Source organism: Curtobacterium sp. Curtsp57 (assembly GCF_047324335.1).
In the GTDB taxonomy this organism is placed as follows: domain Bacteria; phylum Actinomycetota; class Actinomycetes; order Actinomycetales; family Microbacteriaceae; genus Curtobacterium.
Window position 1 is genome coordinate 1,833,396 of sequence record NZ_CP168511.1, and the last position, 17,634, is coordinate 1,851,029.

18 protein-coding genes are annotated in these 17,634 nt (G+C 71.7%); 4 read left to right on the forward strand and 14 right to left on the reverse strand.

Going from position 1 to position 17,634, the window contains the following annotated elements; all coding sequences use genetic code 11:
• Positions 1-198 precede the first annotated feature (198 nt).
• From ACEN9V_RS08585 to ACEN9V_RS08615, 7 genes are all read right to left on the reverse strand, one after another.
• Positions 199-837: a TrmH family RNA methyltransferase gene (locus ACEN9V_RS08585; RefSeq protein WP_402728069.1), complete on the reverse strand. Its 639-nt coding sequence runs from the start codon at positions 835-837 to the stop codon at positions 199-201.
• 25 nt (positions 838-862) lie between these two features.
• Complete coding sequence (locus ACEN9V_RS08590; RefSeq protein WP_413602896.1) at positions 863-2,299, reverse strand: hypothetical protein; 1,437 nt, start codon at positions 2,297-2,299, stop codon at positions 863-865.
• Complete coding sequence (locus ACEN9V_RS08595) at positions 2,296-3,060, reverse strand: ABC transporter ATP-binding protein (RefSeq protein ID WP_402728067.1); 765 nt, start codon at positions 3,058-3,060, stop codon at positions 2,296-2,298. Before ACEN9V_RS08595 ends, ACEN9V_RS08590 begins: the two co-directional genes overlap by 4 nt.
• Entirely contained in the window at positions 3,053-3,499 is a 447-nt protein-coding gene (locus tag ACEN9V_RS08600; protein ID WP_402728066.1) for a hypothetical protein, read from the reverse strand. The genes ACEN9V_RS08595 and ACEN9V_RS08600 overlap by 8 nt, the downstream gene beginning before the upstream one ends.
• 62 nt (positions 3,500-3,561) lie before the next feature.
• Positions 3,562-3,861, reverse strand: coding sequence for a hypothetical protein (locus ACEN9V_RS08605; RefSeq protein WP_413602897.1), 300 nt, complete (start codon positions 3,859-3,861; stop codon positions 3,562-3,564).
• 17 nt (positions 3,862-3,878) lie between these two features.
• Complete coding sequence (locus ACEN9V_RS08610) at positions 3,879-4,043, reverse strand: hypothetical protein (RefSeq protein WP_402728064.1); 165 nt, start codon at positions 4,041-4,043, stop codon at positions 3,879-3,881.
• Positions 4,044-4,216: 173 nt separating this feature from the next.
• A complete protein-coding gene (locus ACEN9V_RS08615) occupies positions 4,217-4,795 on the reverse strand; it encodes a TetR/AcrR family transcriptional regulator (RefSeq protein ID WP_413602898.1) in 579 nt (192 codons plus the stop codon).
• Between the two features lie 296 nt (positions 4,796-5,091).
• On the opposite strand from ACEN9V_RS08615, the gene ACEN9V_RS08620 reads away from it, so the two are divergent.
• Positions 5,092-5,889 carry an HAD-IIA family hydrolase gene (locus ACEN9V_RS08620; protein ID WP_144756338.1) on the forward strand — a complete coding sequence of 266 codons (798 nt, stop codon included), beginning with the start codon at positions 5,092-5,094 and terminating at the stop codon, positions 5,887-5,889.
• Positions 5,890-6,678 carry a trans-aconitate 2-methyltransferase gene (locus ACEN9V_RS08625; protein ID WP_413602899.1) on the forward strand — a complete coding sequence of 263 codons (789 nt, stop codon included), beginning with the start codon at positions 5,890-5,892 and terminating at the stop codon, positions 6,676-6,678.
• 108 nt (positions 6,679-6,786) lie between these two features.
• Here the strand turns inward: ACEN9V_RS08625 and ACEN9V_RS08630 are convergent, their stop codons facing one another.
• From ACEN9V_RS08630 to ACEN9V_RS08640, 3 genes are all read right to left on the reverse strand, one after another.
• The gene (locus tag ACEN9V_RS08630) at positions 6,787-7,653 is read right to left on the reverse strand and encodes a L,D-transpeptidase (RefSeq protein ID WP_413602900.1); all 867 of its coding nucleotides are present in this window, start codon (positions 7,651-7,653) and stop codon (positions 6,787-6,789) included.
• A gap of 77 nt (positions 7,654-7,730) precedes the next feature.
• Complete coding sequence (locus ACEN9V_RS08635) at positions 7,731-9,515, reverse strand: phosphatase PAP2 family protein (protein WP_413602901.1); 1,785 nt, start codon at positions 9,513-9,515, stop codon at positions 7,731-7,733.
• A gap of 117 nt (positions 9,516-9,632) precedes the next feature.
• Positions 9,633-10,532 carry a CPBP family intramembrane glutamic endopeptidase gene (locus tag ACEN9V_RS08640; protein ID WP_413602902.1) on the reverse strand — a complete coding sequence of 300 codons (900 nt, stop codon included), beginning with the start codon at positions 10,530-10,532 and terminating at the stop codon, positions 9,633-9,635.
• Between the two features lie 21 nt (positions 10,533-10,553).
• On the opposite strand from ACEN9V_RS08640, the gene ACEN9V_RS08645 reads away from it, so the two are divergent.
• Positions 10,554-11,243 carry a metal-dependent transcriptional regulator gene (locus ACEN9V_RS08645; RefSeq protein WP_413602903.1) on the forward strand — a complete coding sequence of 230 codons (690 nt, stop codon included), beginning with the start codon at positions 10,554-10,556 and terminating at the stop codon, positions 11,241-11,243.
• A 329-nt stretch (positions 11,244-11,572) separates the two neighbouring features.
• Here ACEN9V_RS08645 and ACEN9V_RS08650 read toward each other — a convergent pair whose 3' ends face one another.
• Together ACEN9V_RS08650 and ACEN9V_RS08655 are read right to left on the reverse strand one after the other, a co-directional pair.
• A complete protein-coding gene (locus tag ACEN9V_RS08650; RefSeq protein WP_413602904.1) occupies positions 11,573-12,865 on the reverse strand; it encodes a sodium:proton exchanger in 1,293 nt (430 codons plus the stop codon).
• 272 nt (positions 12,866-13,137) lie between these two features.
• A complete protein-coding gene (locus tag ACEN9V_RS08655; protein ID WP_413602905.1) occupies positions 13,138-13,779 on the reverse strand; it encodes a HEAT repeat domain-containing protein in 642 nt (213 codons plus the stop codon).
• A gap of 120 nt (positions 13,780-13,899) precedes the next feature.
• Between ACEN9V_RS08655 and ACEN9V_RS08660 the strand changes: the two genes are divergently transcribed.
• A complete protein-coding gene (locus ACEN9V_RS08660) occupies positions 13,900-14,853 on the forward strand; it encodes an aldo/keto reductase (RefSeq protein ID WP_413602906.1) in 954 nt (317 codons plus the stop codon).
• 72 nt (positions 14,854-14,925) lie between these two features.
• Here the strand turns inward: ACEN9V_RS08660 and ACEN9V_RS08665 are convergent, their stop codons facing one another.
• Entirely contained in the window at positions 14,926-17,049 is a 2,124-nt protein-coding gene (locus ACEN9V_RS08665; RefSeq protein ID WP_413602907.1) for a septum formation family protein, read from the reverse strand.
• Positions 17,046-17,597 carry an orotate phosphoribosyltransferase gene (gene pyrE / locus ACEN9V_RS08670; RefSeq protein ID WP_281266830.1) on the reverse strand — a complete coding sequence of 184 codons (552 nt, stop codon included), beginning with the start codon at positions 17,595-17,597 and terminating at the stop codon, positions 17,046-17,048. Before pyrE ends, ACEN9V_RS08665 begins: the two co-directional genes overlap by 4 nt.
• Between the last annotated feature and the right edge of the window lie 37 nt (positions 17,598-17,634).

Genomic DNA, 17,634 nt, shown 5'->3' on the forward strand with positions numbered 1-17,634 from the left:
CGGACGTGCCGCTCGTGCCGGACTGGATCGAGTGCGCAGACGATGTGAGCGCTCCACCCCGGACGCCACCATTTCTGCGCACTCATCTGCCGGAGCTGGCATCCGCTGCCCCGGCCCCGATCGAGTGCGCAGACGTTGTCAGCGAACAACCCGGACGTCACCATTTCTGCGCACTCGGCAGCCGAACCCGGGACGGGTTCAGCGAGGGGGCGTGGCGTGCCGGACGATCCACGCGTGCATGACGATCGCGGCGGCCGCGGACGCGTTGATGCTCCGGGTGGAGCCGTACTGCGCGATCTCCAGGTGCCCGTCCGCGCCGGCGACGGCCTCGTCGGTCAGTCCGGGCCCCTCCTGCCCGAACAGGAACACGCAACGCTCCGGGACCTCAGCGGTCTCGAGCATCTCGGCACCAGGGGTGTTGTCGATCGCGATGACCGGGCGCCCCTCGTCGCGCATCGCCTGCAGGAAGGACGCCACGTCGGGGTGGTTCCGCACGTGCTGGTACCGGTCCGTGACCATCGCCCCGCGACGGTTCCAGCGCCGGCGCCCGATGATGTGCACGGTCCCTGCGAGGAACGCGTTCGCCGACCGGACGATCGACCCGATGTTCAGGTCGTGCTGCCAGTTCTCGATCGCGACGTCGAACCCGTGTCGACGGGTGTCGAGGTCAGCGACGATCGCCTCCATCGACCAGTACCGGTAGGCGTCGACGACGTTGCGGGTGTCCCCGTGCTCGAGCAGCTCCGGGTCGAGCCGGGGATCGTCGGGCCACGGCCGCGGGTGCGGCCCGACCCCGTGCGTCGTGCGCTCATGGGTCGGCGCGGGCTCGTCGGTCACGGCTCCAGCGTACGGGCGAGCCGGCTCAGGGACTCTCGAGGCGGGAGCGGATCCGCGCGACGGCGGCTCCGAGCGACGCGACGGCCACCACTCCGAACAACACGCCGCTGAGTCCGAGGTGGAGCAGGTCGAGCCGCGATCCTGCCCACCCGACGAGCGTCTCGCACACGATGGCCAGGACGGAGGTCACAGCCACGGACGCAGGGACGTCCGCGTTCGCCGGAGCGACGCATCCCGCGGCGTAGGCCACACTCGCCGCGGCGATGAGGACGAGGGAGTGGTGCACGACGTCCGACGGTTCGGGGACGGTCCCGATCACACCGAACGCCGCGCATGTGAGGAGCACTGCCCACACCATCCCCGCCGCGACCTGTGGGAGCACGATGCGGGTCGCGGGCGTCCGGTCTTGCCGGTAGACCCACGACCAGGTCGCCACTCGACCCCACGACAGTTCGAGCGGCGCTGCCGCGAGCATCGCGCACGCCATGAGCGCCGCGGAGGGCGGCATCACACCGTTGCGGGCGGCCACACCCACGAGGACGACCGTGACCACCGAGACCGCGAGCGACACCTGGCCGATGGGCTGCCGGACGGCCATCGCGATCTCCCGCGTGAGCCATGAACTGCCCCGGGGCAGGCATCGGCGCAGGGTGAAGAGGCGGTGGGGATGCCCGAGTGGCTCCAAACGCTGCGCGCAGCGGACGGCGAGCAGGGTGACGAGCAGGACAGCGGTGGACAGCACCGCGGCGGACAAGGCGACGACCGATCCGTCGACACCCTGTCGCATCGTGACGATCTCCGACCAGATCGCCGCCGCCGGGGCCCTCCCCTCCCGCGCAGCGGCTGTGGAGTCGTAGACCGTCACCCCGACCACCGTCACCGCGCCGAGGATCGCGATGAGCTGGACTGCGGCCGAACTGAGCCGGACCGCGGTGCCGATGAGGCGGAGGCTCTCCGCAACGATCGCGATCCCGAGGGCCGACGCGACGTTCGTTGCGAGCAGCGCGCACGCGGTGAACGGGCCGTCGCCGACGATCGACCCGAGGTACACCGACGGACCGATGGTCAACGCCCCGGACGCCGTCGTGATGAGCACCACGAAGGGAATGGACTCGCCCAGTCGGGCAGGGACACGACGCGCTGAGAGCACCTGGGCCGAGATCCGCACGGCGGAGTTGCCAGGTGCGAGGATCAGCACCAGGACCGCGATCCCTCCCGCACTCGCCACCTGCGCTGCGGAGAGGGCATCGACCAGCTGCGCGGCGTCGATGTACGACGCCTCGACGGCGTCGGCCGGGAGGAACCGCGCGAGGAAGTCGTACGCCACGACGTTGTACAGCACGACGGCGGCTCCGACGATCGCCGCGATGACCGTGGCGACCGCTCGACCGCCGACCGCTTGCTCGATGTGCCTGACGAGGACGAGACCGGTCGTGCGCGCGATGGCGAAGGTGGGCGTCATCGACGCGACCGCTCCGCGCGCGCCAGTGCACCGACGAACAGCGCACTGGAGCGCGCGACGGACTCGCCGATCCCGGTCGTCGCGAGGAAGACGTCCTCGATCGAGCGTCCTCCCGCCGCGAGCTCGCGCACACTGTCGTCGACGATGAGGCGTCCCTGCTGGAGGACCAGGAAGCGCGTGGCCGTCGTCTGCGCAGATGGCAGGTCGTGTGTCGAGAGCAAGACGGCGCCTCCGTGCTCGGCGAAGTCGTGGATCAGCGCGCGCAGCAGCGCTCCGGACTCTGGATCGAGACCGCGGAGCGGCTCGTCGAGGATGAGGACGCTCGGACCTCGGAGCAGAGCCGCGAGGAGCTGGAGCTTCCGCTTCATCCCGTGGCTGAACGTGGACAGCAGCCGACCAGCCGCGTCGTCGAGCCGGAGGCACTCGAGCAGCCGCTGCCGATGTCCGGCCCCGACACGAGATCCGTGCAACGCCTCGGCGAAGTCGAGGTACTCGTGGCCGGTCAGGAGTTCGGGGAGCGGGAGGTCGTCCGGGCAGAACCCGATGCCGGTGTAGCCACCCGCTCTGATCCGGACGCCGTCTGCGAGGACATCACCCGAGGTCGGCTTCGTGAGACCGGTGATGACGTGGATCAGCGTGCTCTTCCCGGCCCCGTTCGGACCGACGAGCGCAACGACCTCGCCCGGCTCGATGGCGAAGGAGACATCGGCCAGCACTGCACTGGGCCCGTAGGACTTGGACACGGCTCGGACTTCAAGCATCAGGATCTCCTTCGATCGCGCGACGGACCTGGCTGCCGTCTGCGGCATGACGAGTCAGGCTGAGGAGGTGGACGGAGAACAGCGCGACGACGGGGTACGCGAGGATGAACGGGATCGGGAGCACGAGGATGAGGAGTCCGGAGGCCATCGCCGCGAAGGGGCCGGCGATCGCCACGGCGCCGTCCGCGTTGGTGCCGAGACTCCACCGGACAACGCTCCCGGACGCCCACGCCCCGCGTCCCGCGACGATCGCCCGGGCAGGATCGGCGAAGAGCACGTGCGCAACCGCGTGGCCGAGTTCGTGGATGAAGGACGACAGCACGAACAGCGAGAGCGCGACGACCATCGGTCCGAGGACGGCAGGGCCGAAGGCGACGACTCCGACGGTGCAGATCGCTGCGCCGGGCACGACCACGACGCCGAGGACGACGAGCGTCACTCGCCAGGAAGCCTGGCCGGCGGCGATGATCGCCGCCGGCCAAACTTCGCGCCTGCGATGTGTCACCCTCGGGGTACGGCCGCCCGGGTACCCGCTGCTGATCGACGCGAGATGAGCCAGGCGAGCACAGCTCCGACGAGCGCGAGACCGACCGGGACGATCAAGAGACCGGGACCGCCGACCGCGGTCGCAGACCCCTCGATGGTCGAAGCGTGGACGATGGGCCCGATGGTCACGGCACCGTCGCCACTGAGCACGGACGCGAACGCCCACAGCCACAGCCCGCCGTCGATGACGATGCCGGAAAGCAGCCCCAACAGCCCTCCGAGGAACGTGCCGAACAGAGTGCGCTGCGTGGTCATGAGAGCCATTCCGCCGCTCACTTCAGCTTGTGGCAGGTGACCTTCACGGTCCAGTCGGACAGGCTCACGACGGAGTCGAGGACCCCACCGTTCGCCGCGCAGAGAGCGACGGCGCCGATCACGATCGTTGCGCCGAGCGCGAGCAGGACGACAATCGCCACGACGAGGATGATCGGGATCACGCCGTTCGATCGAACAGCGGGGTGAGCGGAACGCCAGGCGTTGATCAGTGAGACCTGAGCTGCATAGGCGGACGGCGACAATGCGGTCATTCGAAGACCCCCTTCTTGTTTGATGTGTGAAATCCTGGCGTTCCACACTCCACGTGTCAAGGAGTTTTCGTCGATCCCGGAAATCAGCGGACGCGGGACTCGATCCCCGCGAGCAGGATGTCCAGTCCGAGCGAGAACCGGTCGTCGTACGAGTGCGACCCGAGGATCTCGCCGACGAGCGCATGCCGCTCCGGACGCCCGGCATCGGCGTCCCCACGACCGACCTGCACCCCGGCGTGCCCGACGACGAAGTCGTACACGACGAAGAACGCGTACATCGCCTCGGTGTCGGACAGCCCGGCGGAACGGAGCGCGCCGACGACCTTCGCGACGACCGCGTCCGACTCGCTCGACACCAGCGGCGCCCGGCTGCTGTGCGACTCGAGCACGAGCGGGTGGGTACGCATCAGGTCCCGGAAGGTGGTGGCGAACACGCGGACGATCTCCCGCCAGTCCGTCGGCCACACGAACGTCGCCGTGAACTCGTCGACCGTCCGGCGCACGAGCTCCGCGTGCAGGTCGTCGAGTCCGCCGATCGTCCGGTGCACCGTCATCGGCGCGACCCCGAGCCGGTTGCCGAGGGCACGGAACGACAGCCGCTCGAGACCGTCCTCGTTCGCGATCGCCGTCGCCGCGTCGATGACCTGCTCACGAGTGAGCACGTTCGGCCGCCCCCGACGTCGTCGCGGAGCCGCCGGCACGACGGCGTCACCAGCCGTCGGTCGTGGGGTGGCGGACGGGCTTCCGGGTTCGACGAGCACGGGCGGTTCTCCTGGTTTCGGACGGGTCCCGCAGTTCCGGTACGGGTCTCGAAAAGCGTACGGCAAAGCCGAACGACGTTCGGTGTCTCGACCATCTCGGGTCCGCGAGCGGCGCGCAAGAGCCGATCCGAGCCTCCCGGCCTTTTCCGAGCCGGCCACGGGCGGCGTGGCAACCGGCGCGCACTAGGGTGAGGAACATGGCAACCCGCGACGAGGTCGAGTGCTGGCTGACGGACATGGACGGCGTCCTCGTCCACGAGAACCAGGCGCTCCCCGGTGCCCCGGAACTCATCCAGCAGTGGCTCGACGAGGGCACGGAGTTCCTCGTCCTCACGAACAACTCGATCTTCACGCCGCGCGACCTCAGCGCCCGCCTCCGCTGGTCCGGGATCGACGTGCCGGAGGACCGCATCTGGACGAGCGCCCTCGCGACGGCGGACTTCTGCAAGTCGCAGATGCCGGGCGGCTCCGCGTTCGTCATCGGCGAGGCCGGCATGACCACCGCCCTCCACGAGGCCGGCTTCATCATGACCGAGACCGCCCCCGACTACGTCGTCGTCGGCGAGACCCGCAACTACTCGTTCGAGGCGATCACCAAGGCCGTCCGCCTGATCCGCGATGGCGCCCGCTTCATCGTCACGAACCCCGACGCGACGGGCCCGAGCGCCGAGGGCGTCCTGCCCGCGACGGGTGCCATCGCCGCGATGATCGAGAAGGCCACCGGCAAGCAGCCCTACGTGGTCGGCAAGCCGAACCCGATGATGTTCCGCTCCGCGATGAACCGGATCGGCGCACACTCCGAGAACACCGGCATGATCGGCGACCGCATGGACACCGACGTGCAGGCCGGCATCGAAGCGGGGCTCCACACCGTCCTCGTCATGACGGGCATCAGCGACCAGGCCGAGATCGACCGCTACCCGTTCCGCCCGAGCGAGGTCATCTCCGGCGTCCACGAACTCGTCCGCACCGAGCCCATCGAAGTCGAGATGTAGGTGCGCTGGGACCCGGCCCGCTACGCGGCCTTCAGCGACGAGCGGTCGCGTCCGTTCCACGACCTGGTCGCCCGGATCGGACGGGAGGCTCCCCGTCGCGTCGTCGACCTCGGCTGCGGTCCGGGGACCCTCACGGCCACCCTCGCCGAACGCTGGCCGTCGGCCCACGTCGTCGGGATGGACTCCTCGGCGGAGATGCTCGCCGACGCGGTGAACGTCGCGTCCGGGCACCCGAACCTGTCGTTCGAGCAGCGTGCCATCGAGGACTGGTCTCCCACCGCGGAGGACGACGTCGTGGTCACGAACGCCGCGCTGCAGTGGGTCCCGTCGCACGTGTCGCTGCTCCCGGGGTGGCTCGCCGCGATGCCGTCCGGGTCGTGGTTCGCGATGCAGGTCCCCGGGAACTTCGACTCCCCCTCGCACGCGCTGATGCGGGCGGTCGCGGCCGACGGCCCGTGGGCGAGCGCGCTCGACGGCGTCCTCCGCGCCGATCCGGTGCTCGGCCCCGCCGGGTACCTGGAGCTGTTCGAGTCGAACGGGTTCCACGCGGACGCATGGGAGACGACCTACATGCAGCTCCTGCATGGCCCGGATCCCGTGCTCGAGTGGGTCCGCGGGACGGGGCTCCGCCCGGCGCTGGCCGCACTCGACGCCGCCGATCCCTCCGGTGCGCTGTCCAGTGCGTACGAGTCCGAGTACGCGGCCCGTCTGCGGCAGGCGTACCCGGCGGGCGCGCACGGCACGGTCTACCCCTTCCGCCGCGTCTTCACCGTCGCCCGCAGGTCCTGACGCCCGATCGCGCCCCCGCGTGAACACCGCGCCCCGGCACGACGGGGCGCGGTGTTCACAGCTGGGCGCAACCTGTGGGAGCGTGGGAGCTGAACAACAGACGCGGCACTACTGCACGGTGACGAGGGTGCCGAGCGGGAGGGCGTTGATCGCGGCCACGGCGTCGGCGTCGAGTCGGACGCAGCCGTGCGACACCGCACCCGAGGTCTCGGCGTTCCAGTGCATGCCGATGAGCCCGCCGTCGTGTCCGCCGTACGGCTCGTCGGCCGCGGCGGAGTGCAGCGAGGTGAGCTGGATCGGGTGGTCGCCGGTGCCCTGGGACGGGTCGACGTAGCGCTGCTCGAGGTACCCCGTCACGTCGGTCGGTGTCGGGGTGTCCGCCGTGCCGACCCCGGCGGGGAACCGCTGCTGCACGGCACCCGACGCGGAGACGATCGAGACGCTCTGGTCAGCCGTCGAGATCACCACGTGCGACGTCGGGGTCGACACCTCCGTCAGGGACGCGACCGGCACCCAGGCCGAGGTCTGCGCGGCGGCCGATCCCCCGGCTGTGGAGGGCAGCTGCTGCCGGGCGGGGGTGAGCACGAGTTCCCACGGGCCCTCACGGCGGAGCCCCACGACGGTCGTCGGCTGCTGCAGGAAGTCCGTCGCGGCGAAGCGGGCGACGGGCTCCGTGCGGTCCGAGCCGAACAGCGGCGCGTCCGCTCGCAGCCGGAAGACGGTGTCCTTCGTGACGGTGTCGCGCACGGGCATCAGCCCGCCGATGACCGCGGAGTACTGCGCCTCCGGGAGCGCGGCGAGCGCCGACTCGCTCACGGACGGCACGGCGGGGGCGGAGGCGACCGGCCGGGCGGATGCCGACACGGCCGAGGACGGCGCGGACGTGCCGCCGAGGAGCGGGATCGTGACGGCGCCGGCGACGACGACGGCCGCTGCCGCGATGCCGACGGTGGTCCAGATGGTGCGCTTGCGCATGGGGTGGAGGTGCCTTCCTGTGGAGGCCGGCGCGGCTTCGGCGAGCCGCGCCGGGCCTCCAGTCCGGTCGCTGTGGATCAGCCGCTGACGACGGGCAGGTGGATGCCGGTCGTCACCGGGCTGGCGCCGGTACCGGTCCCGCCTGCCGCGGCGGGCGCGGCCCTGACGGTGATCGCCAGCGGGTCGGTCAGCACCGACGCACCGGACGCGTCCACGACGTCGATCGTGTGCGATCCCGCTGCGGTGTCCGCAGGGATCGTGACGCTGCCCGAGACGGCGCCGGCGGCGTCGGCCGTGAGCGTGCCGACGACCACCGGGTCGCTGTGGAGCACGACCTGGTAGGACTCCCCGGCGGTGAACCCGGTGCCGGCGAGGGCGAGCTGGCTGCCGGCCTGCACCGACGTGCCGTTCGGCGCGGTGACGTGCGCGGACAGGACCGAGGCCTGCCCGCCGGTGGCGACCACCTTCACGGAGCCGTCGGCAGCGACCGCGACCGTGGCGCTCGTCGCGGCGGCGAGGTCGAGCCGCTCCCACGAGCCGCTCGCGCTGCCGGACTGGTCGAGCGGCGAGCCCGACGGGATCTCGGTCTGCGCGAGCACGGAGGTGCGCTGCGCGTCGGTGAGCGTCGGGAACGCGGTGAGGAGCAGGTTCTCGGCACCGGCCGGGACGGACGGGGCGAGACCCGTGGTGCCGGTCGCCGCGAAGCCGTAGGTCATGCGCTCCTGGTAGACCTGCACGGCCGAGGCGCGGTCGGTGACGACCTGGGACGTGCCGCCGGGGATGGCCTTGCCGCCGTAGGGGTCGTTCTCGTACGGCTTCTCCGCGGCGATGCAGTTCGCGAGCGTGTCGCCGCACTTCGACTCGAGGTAGCTGACGAGCTCCTTGCGGGCCGGCTCGAGGACGTCGGTGCGGTACTGGGTGTCCGACCAGCGGGCTGCGAGGGCGGCCTCGCCGTCGATGCGCCCGCCGATGATGTCGAGCGGGTAGTGCACGCCGAGGACGATGCGGTCGTTGCCGGCCTCCGACGTGCGGGCGAGGATCTCCGGCGCGAGCTCGGGGACGAGCGTCGCGAGGGTGATGCCGGCCTGGTACGCCGTCGTCGTGTGGCCGCTCGGGTACGAGCCGCCCGTGCAGATGCCCTTCGTGCCGTAGCCGGCGTCGAGCACGACGTCGTTCGGGGAGAACTCCTTCGTCGTGTCGGTCTGCGGGGCGACGCGGGTGATGTCGAGCGTGCCGTCCGCGCTGGCCCATGCCTTGCCGACCCGGTTCGGCGTGACGGACGACGCGTTCACCGTCGCCGGGGCGCAGCCCGTCTGGTCGTCGCCGGCCGGGAGCGTGGCCGTCGTCGTGCCGGGCAGGTACGGACGCGGGTAGCTGTAGTGCGCCTTGGCGTCACCGGTGCTGACGTACGCGCCGGTGGTCCCGTTCGAGCTGTTGATCAGCGCGCTCGTCAGCGGCAGGTCACCGTTCGTCCGGCCGTCGACGTAGATCTTCTCGAGCGCGTCGCCGAGGCCCTGCGCCACCGTGAAGGACTGGTCGTAGGCGGAGTTCGTGGCGTTGTTGTACTCGGAGTCCTGCAGCGCCGTGAACTGCTGCGCCTTCGTCGCGTTCTGGTTGATCCACGAGGTCAGCTCGTCGTTCTTCGCGAGCGTCGCGGGGTCGACGACGGTGCCGTGCAGGTCGTTGACGCCGCTGGACTTCCAGAACGCGTCGTAGCCGCTGAGCAGCGAGACGAGGTCGGGCTTCGTGGTGTCGCTCGGGTAGCTCGCGGCGGAGGCCGTGAGGGGGTTGCCGATGACCAGGGCCGTCGCGACGCCCGCGACGATCACCCCCGTGGCCATGGCGCGTGCGGATGTGCGCATGCGTGGTTGCCGTCCGGAGCCGGACGGCGCTCCTCTCTGTGGACCGACGGCGTCGGTGTCGACTGGGATCGACGTGACGGTAAGGAGGCTCGGTGTCGGTCCGAGGAACGGCCGGGGTCAGGCAGGTGAACCGGTCGGAGTGTCTGTGCGGGTTCGCAGGTCGTACCACTCCGGAACGGGGCGGCGTTGCTCGGCCAACGGGTTTGGGGGGACGTCGCGCCACCGCCGCCGGAGCCTGCGCGGTGCGTCGTCCCGCCATGAGACGAGCCCACCGGCCACGATCCCGAGGACCAGCACCGCGAAGGCGCCGATCCCGATGACGCCGGCGACGGCCATCGTGCCGAGCTCACCCCGCGCCGTCGCCGACACCGCGATCGATCCGAAGTCCCAGAACGCGTGCAGCAGCACCGGCAGCAGCAGACCGCCCGAGAGCCGCCGGGCGACGTACAGCACGGAGCCGAAGGACGCCGCGAACACGACCTGGATCAGCGTGGGTCCGATGCCGGCGCCGGCGAGGGCGTTGAGCAGGTGCAGCAGGCCGAAGAGCACGCACGAGACGATCCACACGCCGAACTCCGGCAGCCGCCGCCGGAGCCCCACGAGCAGCACGCCGTGGGTCATCAGCTCCTCGAAGAACCCGACGAACAGCACGCCGATGCCGAGCAGCAGGAAGTAGTGCCACGGGAGCGCCGTCCAGTCGACGAGCGGCAGCCGGACCAGGCAGACGACGAGGATCAGCGCCGGGGCGATCCACGTCCAGCGCAGCGGACTCCTGGTCGTGTCGACCGTCGCGATGCGCCACCAGCCGAGCGCCGTCACGACGACGGCGAGCGCCAGCGCGGCGATGCCCTCCGGGACGACGAGCGCCCGGACGACGCTGTCGACCGTCTCGCCGAGGGAGGGGTAGTCGTCGCTCGGTCGGGACCGCCAGGCACTGATGCCGGCGAACACCACGAGGGGTGCGAGGCCGACCAGGAGCGACGGTGGGACGGGCCAGCGCCGTCGTTCGGATGCCATGCCTGTTTGTACCATTGCGGTATGCGACTCCCTTCTCTGTCCACGATGGCGGAGGATTACGTCAAGCTCATCTGGAAGGCCCGCGAGCGCGGGGACACCGGCATCGCCACCCGGGACATCGCCGCGTCGTTGAAGGTCTCCGCGTCGACCGTCTCGGGCAACCTCCGGAAGCTCGACCGCGACGGCCTGATCGAGCACACCCCGTACTACGGCGTCGTGCTCACGCCCCTCGGACAGCAGGTCGCCGTGGCGATGGTCAGGCGGCACCGTCTGATCGAGTCGTTCCTGGTTTCCCGGCTGGGCTACACGTGGGACGAGGTGCACACGGAGGCGGAGGCGCTCGAGCACGCGGTGTCGGAGACGTTCCTCGACCGTGTCGACGCCGACCTCGGGCACCCGACGCACGACCCGCACGGTGACCCGATCCCGCGCGCGGACGGCACGCTGCCGGACTCCCCCGGGGCGCTCCTCGGCACGATCGCGCCGGGGTCGTGCGGCACCGTCGGCCGGGTGTCGGACGACGACCCCTCGCTGCTGCGGTACTTCGACGAGCTCGGCGTCGGGCTCGGCACCCACCTCCGGGTGGAGCAGGTCCGGGACTACGCGGGGGTCATCGCGGTGTCACGGCGCTCGGAGGACGGCACGGAGTCGCTCGTCGACCTGCCCGCCGCTGCCGCCGGCGCGATCTGGCTCGCCCCCGACGCCGACTGACCCCGGGGCGCGCTCGCCTCGCGCGAACCCGACTGGTCACGACACCCCGTTCACGTCCGCCGAACGGTCACGAGTCGTCGCCCGGTGCAGCCTGCACCGACGTTCTCCGACCACTCGCCGACCACGAACGGTGTGTCGTGACCACTCGATCGCGGCGCCCAGCGCTCCCACCGCTTCCACCGCTCCCACCGCTCCCACCAGGTTCCACGACTCGCCGCTCAGGTCCCCGAGGTTCCACGAACGACCCCGCGCCCGCGCCGAGATGCCGCGATTGTGGAACCTCGACGGGCCCCGGGACCTCGACGGGCCCCGGGCCCCGGGCCCCGCCCCTACCGCTGCGCGGGGGACGACGGGCGGCGGAACGGGGCCGCGATCGTCGGCAGGATGTCGCGGCGGTTGATCCAGAACACCACGAGGGCCGCGACGAGGTGCACGATGCTCAGCACCCAGCGCCCGTTCGTGTCCGTGACGAAGAACTGCACCGCGAACAGCGCCGCCAGCGCGATCGCCGACCAGCGGTGGAACCGCAGCGCGATGATGATCGCGACACCGAGCAGGGTCTGCGACGCGGTCAGCATGAACTCCTCGACCTGCCGGGAGTCGAGCGGCAGCCCGCCGGTGGTGCCACCGCCGAGGACGTGCGCGATCGGCAGCGACCCGACGAGCAGCGACCACTGGTTCACCTTCGACGCGATGAGTGTGCCGATCGCCGCCCCGCCCATTCCCCGCAGCGCGAACAGCGCCGCGACGATGAACTCCGGCGCCTCGGTCGCCAGCGGCGCGAGCCACTGCACGAGGAAGTAGCTGTCGATGCCGAGCGCACTGCCCGACTCGACGAGGGCGTCGGCGAACGGCTCCGCCGAGGACAGGATGACGGCGGCGGCCACGACGAACAGCGCCACGATCGTCCAGCGCCGGGTGCGCTGCGGCATCGACGCGATGTTCCCGGCCATGCCGACGATCTCCTCGTCGTCGCCGCCGTCGTCGTCCGACACCTTCGACGCGCGCCACAGGTACACGACGAACGCGGCGAGCAGGACGAACCCGAACCACATCGGGATGGACCCCATCAGCGGGATGAGGAACGCGATGACGGCGAGGAGCGCCAGGAACCCGATGTCCACCCGCGACGACCGCGACAGCTCGAGCACCCTGGTTGCCGAGGCGGGCAGTGACCCGACGCGGACGAAGCGCCGTGCCACGAGCAGCGAGATGATCACGACGAGCGGCCACCCGAACCCGAGCAGCAGGCGGTTCGAGCCGGTCATGTTGGCGGCGGCGAACTGCTCGTACGACGGGTCGTACCCGGAGCGGAACGCGTAGTACAGGTCGACGGCGTACTCGGGCAGCACGGCGATGAGCGCCAGGATCGCGATGGCCAGCGCGCCGGCGATGTCCTTCTGTGCGGCCTCGGCAGCCCAGGCGAGCAGGAACGACGCGGCGACGACGGCCGCGCCGAAGACCAGCAGGTCGACGACGGGGTTCGGCGCGAACCCGCCGACCCGGAAGACCACGGCCGGCAGGGCGATGGCGATGCAGATCGCGATGCGACCCCAGGCACTCGCGCCCATCCGGGACACCGGCAGATCGCGCGCCGGTGCAGGTGACAGGGTGTTCGTCATGGTGGTCCTCGTGGTCGAGCCATGACGCGGCGCACGGGAGCGGCTTCGGCCATGGCGGAACGGCCGAAGGTCTCGCTCGCCCCGACCGGAGTCGAAGGTGGTGCACCGGGCCGATCGTCGTGATGGCCAGTGTGTCGATGCACGCGCTGGGAGCTACTCCCCTTCGACACCCACTCTGGCGCGCGCCGATCCGCATGTGCAAGCCGATCGGCGCTGTTCGGCACCCCGAATCCGGGACTTGGTGCGCCCGCCCCGGAACGGCGCGGACGCCCTCAGCCCTTGGCGGAACGCGTCCGGCCCAGCGCCACCTCGCGCCGAGCACGCTCGAGCGCCAGCGACGACCCCGCGGAGGGGTCGTGCAGCAGGCGCACGGTGTCCGCGGCGTGCGTCCGGGCGGCCTCACTGCGACCGGCCGCGTCCTCGAGCACCGGCTCCACGACGTCCGCGCCGAGTCCGACGAGCGCGCGACTCAGGGCGAGGCGCGTCTCACGGTCCCCCTGGCCGAGCTGCACCGCGAGTCGGCGCGCGAGGTCGGCGCGTCCGTCGTCGGGCACGAGCGCGACCGCGGCACGCCAGGCGGTGCGGACGACGCCGGGGTCGATGTCCCCGAGCCGCTCGGTCACCTGTGGGTACACCGAGCCGTCCCCGATCTTCGAGAGCGTGTGCAACGCCTGACTCCGCGCCTGGGCCTCCTGACGCTCGAGTTCCGGGAGCACCCGCGGCACGACGCGCTCCGCCGGGAGCCGGATGAGCGCCCACGTGAGCATCTCCCGCACCTGGAAGTCCGGCTCGACCGCGCACTGCTCCACGAGCACGTCGAGGTCGGCCGGGTCAGGGGTCGTGCCCGCCGCCATGACCGCCCGGAGTCGAGCGGACGCGGTGCCGGTTGCGAGGACGTCGGAGAGCGTGGTCATGCCACCAGTCTGCCGATCGCCACCGACCTCGTTGCCACCGAGGTCACGGACCCCGAGCCGCTCGCAAGACCCGAGGCCTACGGTGGAGCGGTCGAACAGTTCCACCACGAAAGGACCCCCATGCCCCGCATCGGATCGAGCGACCTCTCCGTGTTCCCCCTCGCCCTCGGCGGCAACGTCTTCGGTTGGACCGCTGACGAATCGACCTCCCACCAGGTCCTCGACGCCTACACGGCGGCTGGCGGCGACTTCATCGACACCGCCGACGTCTACTCCGCCTGGGCACCGGGCAACTCGGGCGGCGAGTCCGAGACCGTGATCGGCTCCTGGCTCGCGAAGTCCGGCAAGCGCGACGACGTCGTCATCGCGACGAAGGGCTCGCAGCACCCCGAGTTCCAGGGGCTCGGCGCCGACACCGTCGCGAAGGCCGCCCGCGCGAGCCTCCAGCGCCTCGGCACGGACCGCATCGACCTCTACTACGCGCACTTCGACGACCAGGACACCCCGCTCGAGGAGACCGTCCGCGCGTTCGACCAGCTCGTGCGCGACGGGATCGTCCGGTACACCGCGATCTCGAACTACTCGAAGGAGCGCGCGGCGGAGTGGATCCGCATCGCCGACGAGCACGGCCTCGCGAAGCCCGTCGCGATCCAGCCGCACTACAACCTCGTCACGCGGGAGCCCTACGAGTCCGAGATCGCGCCGCTCGCCCACGAGCACGGCCTCGGTGTCGTGCCGTACTTCTCCCTCGCCGCCGGGTTCCTGACGGGCAAGTACCGCTCGAAGGAGGACTTCGCCGGCAAGGACCGCGAGGGCCAGGTCTCCGGGTACTTCACCGAAGCCGGCCTCGAGGTCGTCGACTCCCTGTCGACGATCGCGACGGCGCACGACACCGAGATCGCAACCGTCGCGCTCGCCTGGCTGCAGGCGCAGCCCGACGTCGTCGCCCCGATCGCGTCGGCGCGGAACACCGAGCAGCTCCCGGCGCTCCTCGCCTCCGCCGAGCTGACGCTCACCGCGGACGAGCTGCAGACGCTGTCCGACGCCTCCGCGAAGGTGCCGGCCACGGCCTGAGACCGCACCACACGACGGACGGGAGGCTCCCCACCGGACCGGTGGGGAGCCTCCCGTCCGTCGTGTGGCCGGCTACGCGCTCGGCGCGAGCGATCCCGTCAACGCACCGCCGCCGGACCGGGTGACGAAGCAGGACCAGAAGCGATCGCCCCTGTCCCACGCTGCCTGGTCCGGTGGGTAGACGCCCTGCACCTGGACGTCGCCGAAGCGGGCGGCGGCGGTCAGGTCGAGCCCGGCAGCTGACTGGCACCGGGTCGCCGCCTGGGTCTGCACGGCCTCGGCGCCGGGGTAGGCATCGCCGTCGATCGTCCCGCGCGCCGTGAGCTGCGCGGTGTGCTCGGTGCCGCAGTCGACGACGGTGAAGTCCTCGGCCCATGCGCTGTCGAACGGCGTCAGGCACTCCCCACCCGCGAGGTCGTACCAGGGGTGCTGACCGGGTGCCGCGGTCGAGGTCGCGAAGGTGATCGTCGGCGCCGCGGCAGCCGTCGCGGGCGCTGATGGCTTGGTCGACGAGCCGGTCGTCACCTGAGCAGACGCCGCGGCAGGCGACTTCGTCGGCGGCACGGTCTTCTCCTCGATGTTGTTCCCCAGGATCCAGCTCGCGAGCAGGAACACGGCGATCAGCATCACGACGATGATCGCGATCGCACCGCCGAAGAGCAGGAGCTTGCCACGCTTGCCCTCACCGCGGAGGCGCGCGACGCCCTCGTTGATGAAGTTGCCGCTGTCGGCGTCCGGCGGCACGGGCGAGCCTGCTGCGGACGGGGCGCGGCCGGGCGCCGGTGGGTGCGCGCCCATCGCGGGCATCATGCGGGTGCCGGTGTCGTGCGGGTCGTAGCCGGTCGTGCCGAGCTGGTCGACGGCCTGCGTGCCGAAGAGGTCCTTGATGGCACTCGTGTCGCTGGTCTCGCGGCCGTCCCACTCCGACTGGTCGAGGTCCTGCTCGACGGCTGGCGGGAGGTGCGCGGGGTCCTCGTCGACCCGCGGCGTCGGTTTCGCCGGCTCGACCAGGGGCGGTGGCGCGGTCGGGGCCGCGTCGTCGACGGCGTCGTCCACCGCGTCGCCGGGGAAGACCTCGCCGGTGCGTGCGGCCTCGTCGGCGAGCGACCAGCTGCCGCTGTCGGTGGGGTCGGGGTCGCGGTCGGGTTCGGGTTGCGGGTCGACCGTCTCCTGGACCGGCAGCGCGGTGGTCGCGGCGTCGGCGGCCACCGGGGCGGACACGGCGGGGACCGGGGTGATCGGAACCTCGCCGGAGACCACGTCGTCCTCGGTGTCGTCCGCCAGGTGCCAGGAGCCGGCGCCGAGCGCGGTGGTGTCGAACGAGTTCGTGGTCAGGGTCGTCGGGACCTCGCCGGTCTCGTCGTCGTGGACGGCCCAGTCGAAGGGACGGTCGACGCTCGGACGCTCCGCGGCGTCGGCGCCCTGGATGCGGAGCAGGTCGGTGAAGCTCGGTGGCTCCTGGGACGACGGGAGCGTGTCCTCCACGCCGACGGGCTGCTGGGCGACGGGGCCGGTCGGGGTCGGCGTCGATCCGGTGGCACGGCCGAGCCAGTCGACGTCGTCACGGCCCTCGCCGCGGGGGTCCGTCCGGCGTCGTTCGTCCTCGATCGCCCGGGTCTCGGCGGCACGCTGCTCCCGGTTCGCCTGCGCGGTCGGCAGCTGGATCGAGCTGGGGTGCGGCGCGGTCGACGTCGGGGGCACCGCCGCGGCCGGCGGGATGCGGCTGCCGAGGAGCGAGCGGTCCGGGTCGGACGTCGGCGGTGCGGGCTGGGATGGTGCCGCAAGCTGCTCCGGCATCGAGATCGCCTGGGTGGCGTCCTCGTCGTACGGCGCTGGCGGGGTGGCCGGCGCGGGCTCGGCCGGCGCGGGGTCGGCCGGCGCGGGGTCGGCCGGCGCAGGGTCGACCGGCGCAGGGTCGACCGGCGCAGGGTCGACCGGCGCAGGTTCCTCGGGCGTGAAGGGTTCCGGCAGCGGCGCACCGGTCTCGGCGGCGGCGCGTTCCGCCTCGCGACGCTCGCGGCGCGACGGCCACTCGTCGGCCTTCCGCGGCGCACCGAAGATGTCGGCGGCACTGCGGAGTCCCGTGAAGCGAGCGTCCGGGGCGGACGCGCCACGAGCCTCCTGGCCGTCTGCCCCGGTGTCGGGGCCGCCGGTCTGGTCGGGCTCGTGCGCGTCGTCCGGACGCTCCTCGGTCACGCGGACAACCCCAGGTCGGCCAGTCCGATCGCCGCGAAGTACGGGTACCCGGCCGCCTCGATCTTCTCCTTCGCGCCGGTGTCGCGGTCGACGACGACGGCCACGGCGGCGACGATCGCGCCCTCGCGCTCGAGCGCCTCGGCGGCCTTGAGCGGCGAGCCGCCGGTGGTGGAGGTGTCCTCGAGGACGATGACGCGCTTGCCGCGCAGGTCGGGGCCCTCGACCTGCTTGCCGCGACCGTGGTCCTTCGGCTCCTTGCGGACGACGAAGGCGTCGTACGTGCCACCACGGGCGGCGGCCTGGTGGAGCACGGCGCTCGCGATCGGGTCGGCGCCCATGGTGAGGCCGCCGACCGCGGAGACGTCGGGGACCTCGGCGATGAGGTCCGTCATCACCTGTCCGATGAGCGGTGCCACACGGTGGTCGAGGCTCACCTTGCGGAGGTCGATGTAGTACGTCGCCTTCTTCCCGCTGGTCAGGGTGAAGTCGCCGTGGAACACCGCCTCGGCCGTGATGTGGTCGATCAACTGCTCGCGCGCGTCCGTCACAGCGCACAAGGGTAGCCCGTCCGGGCCGCGCAGCGCT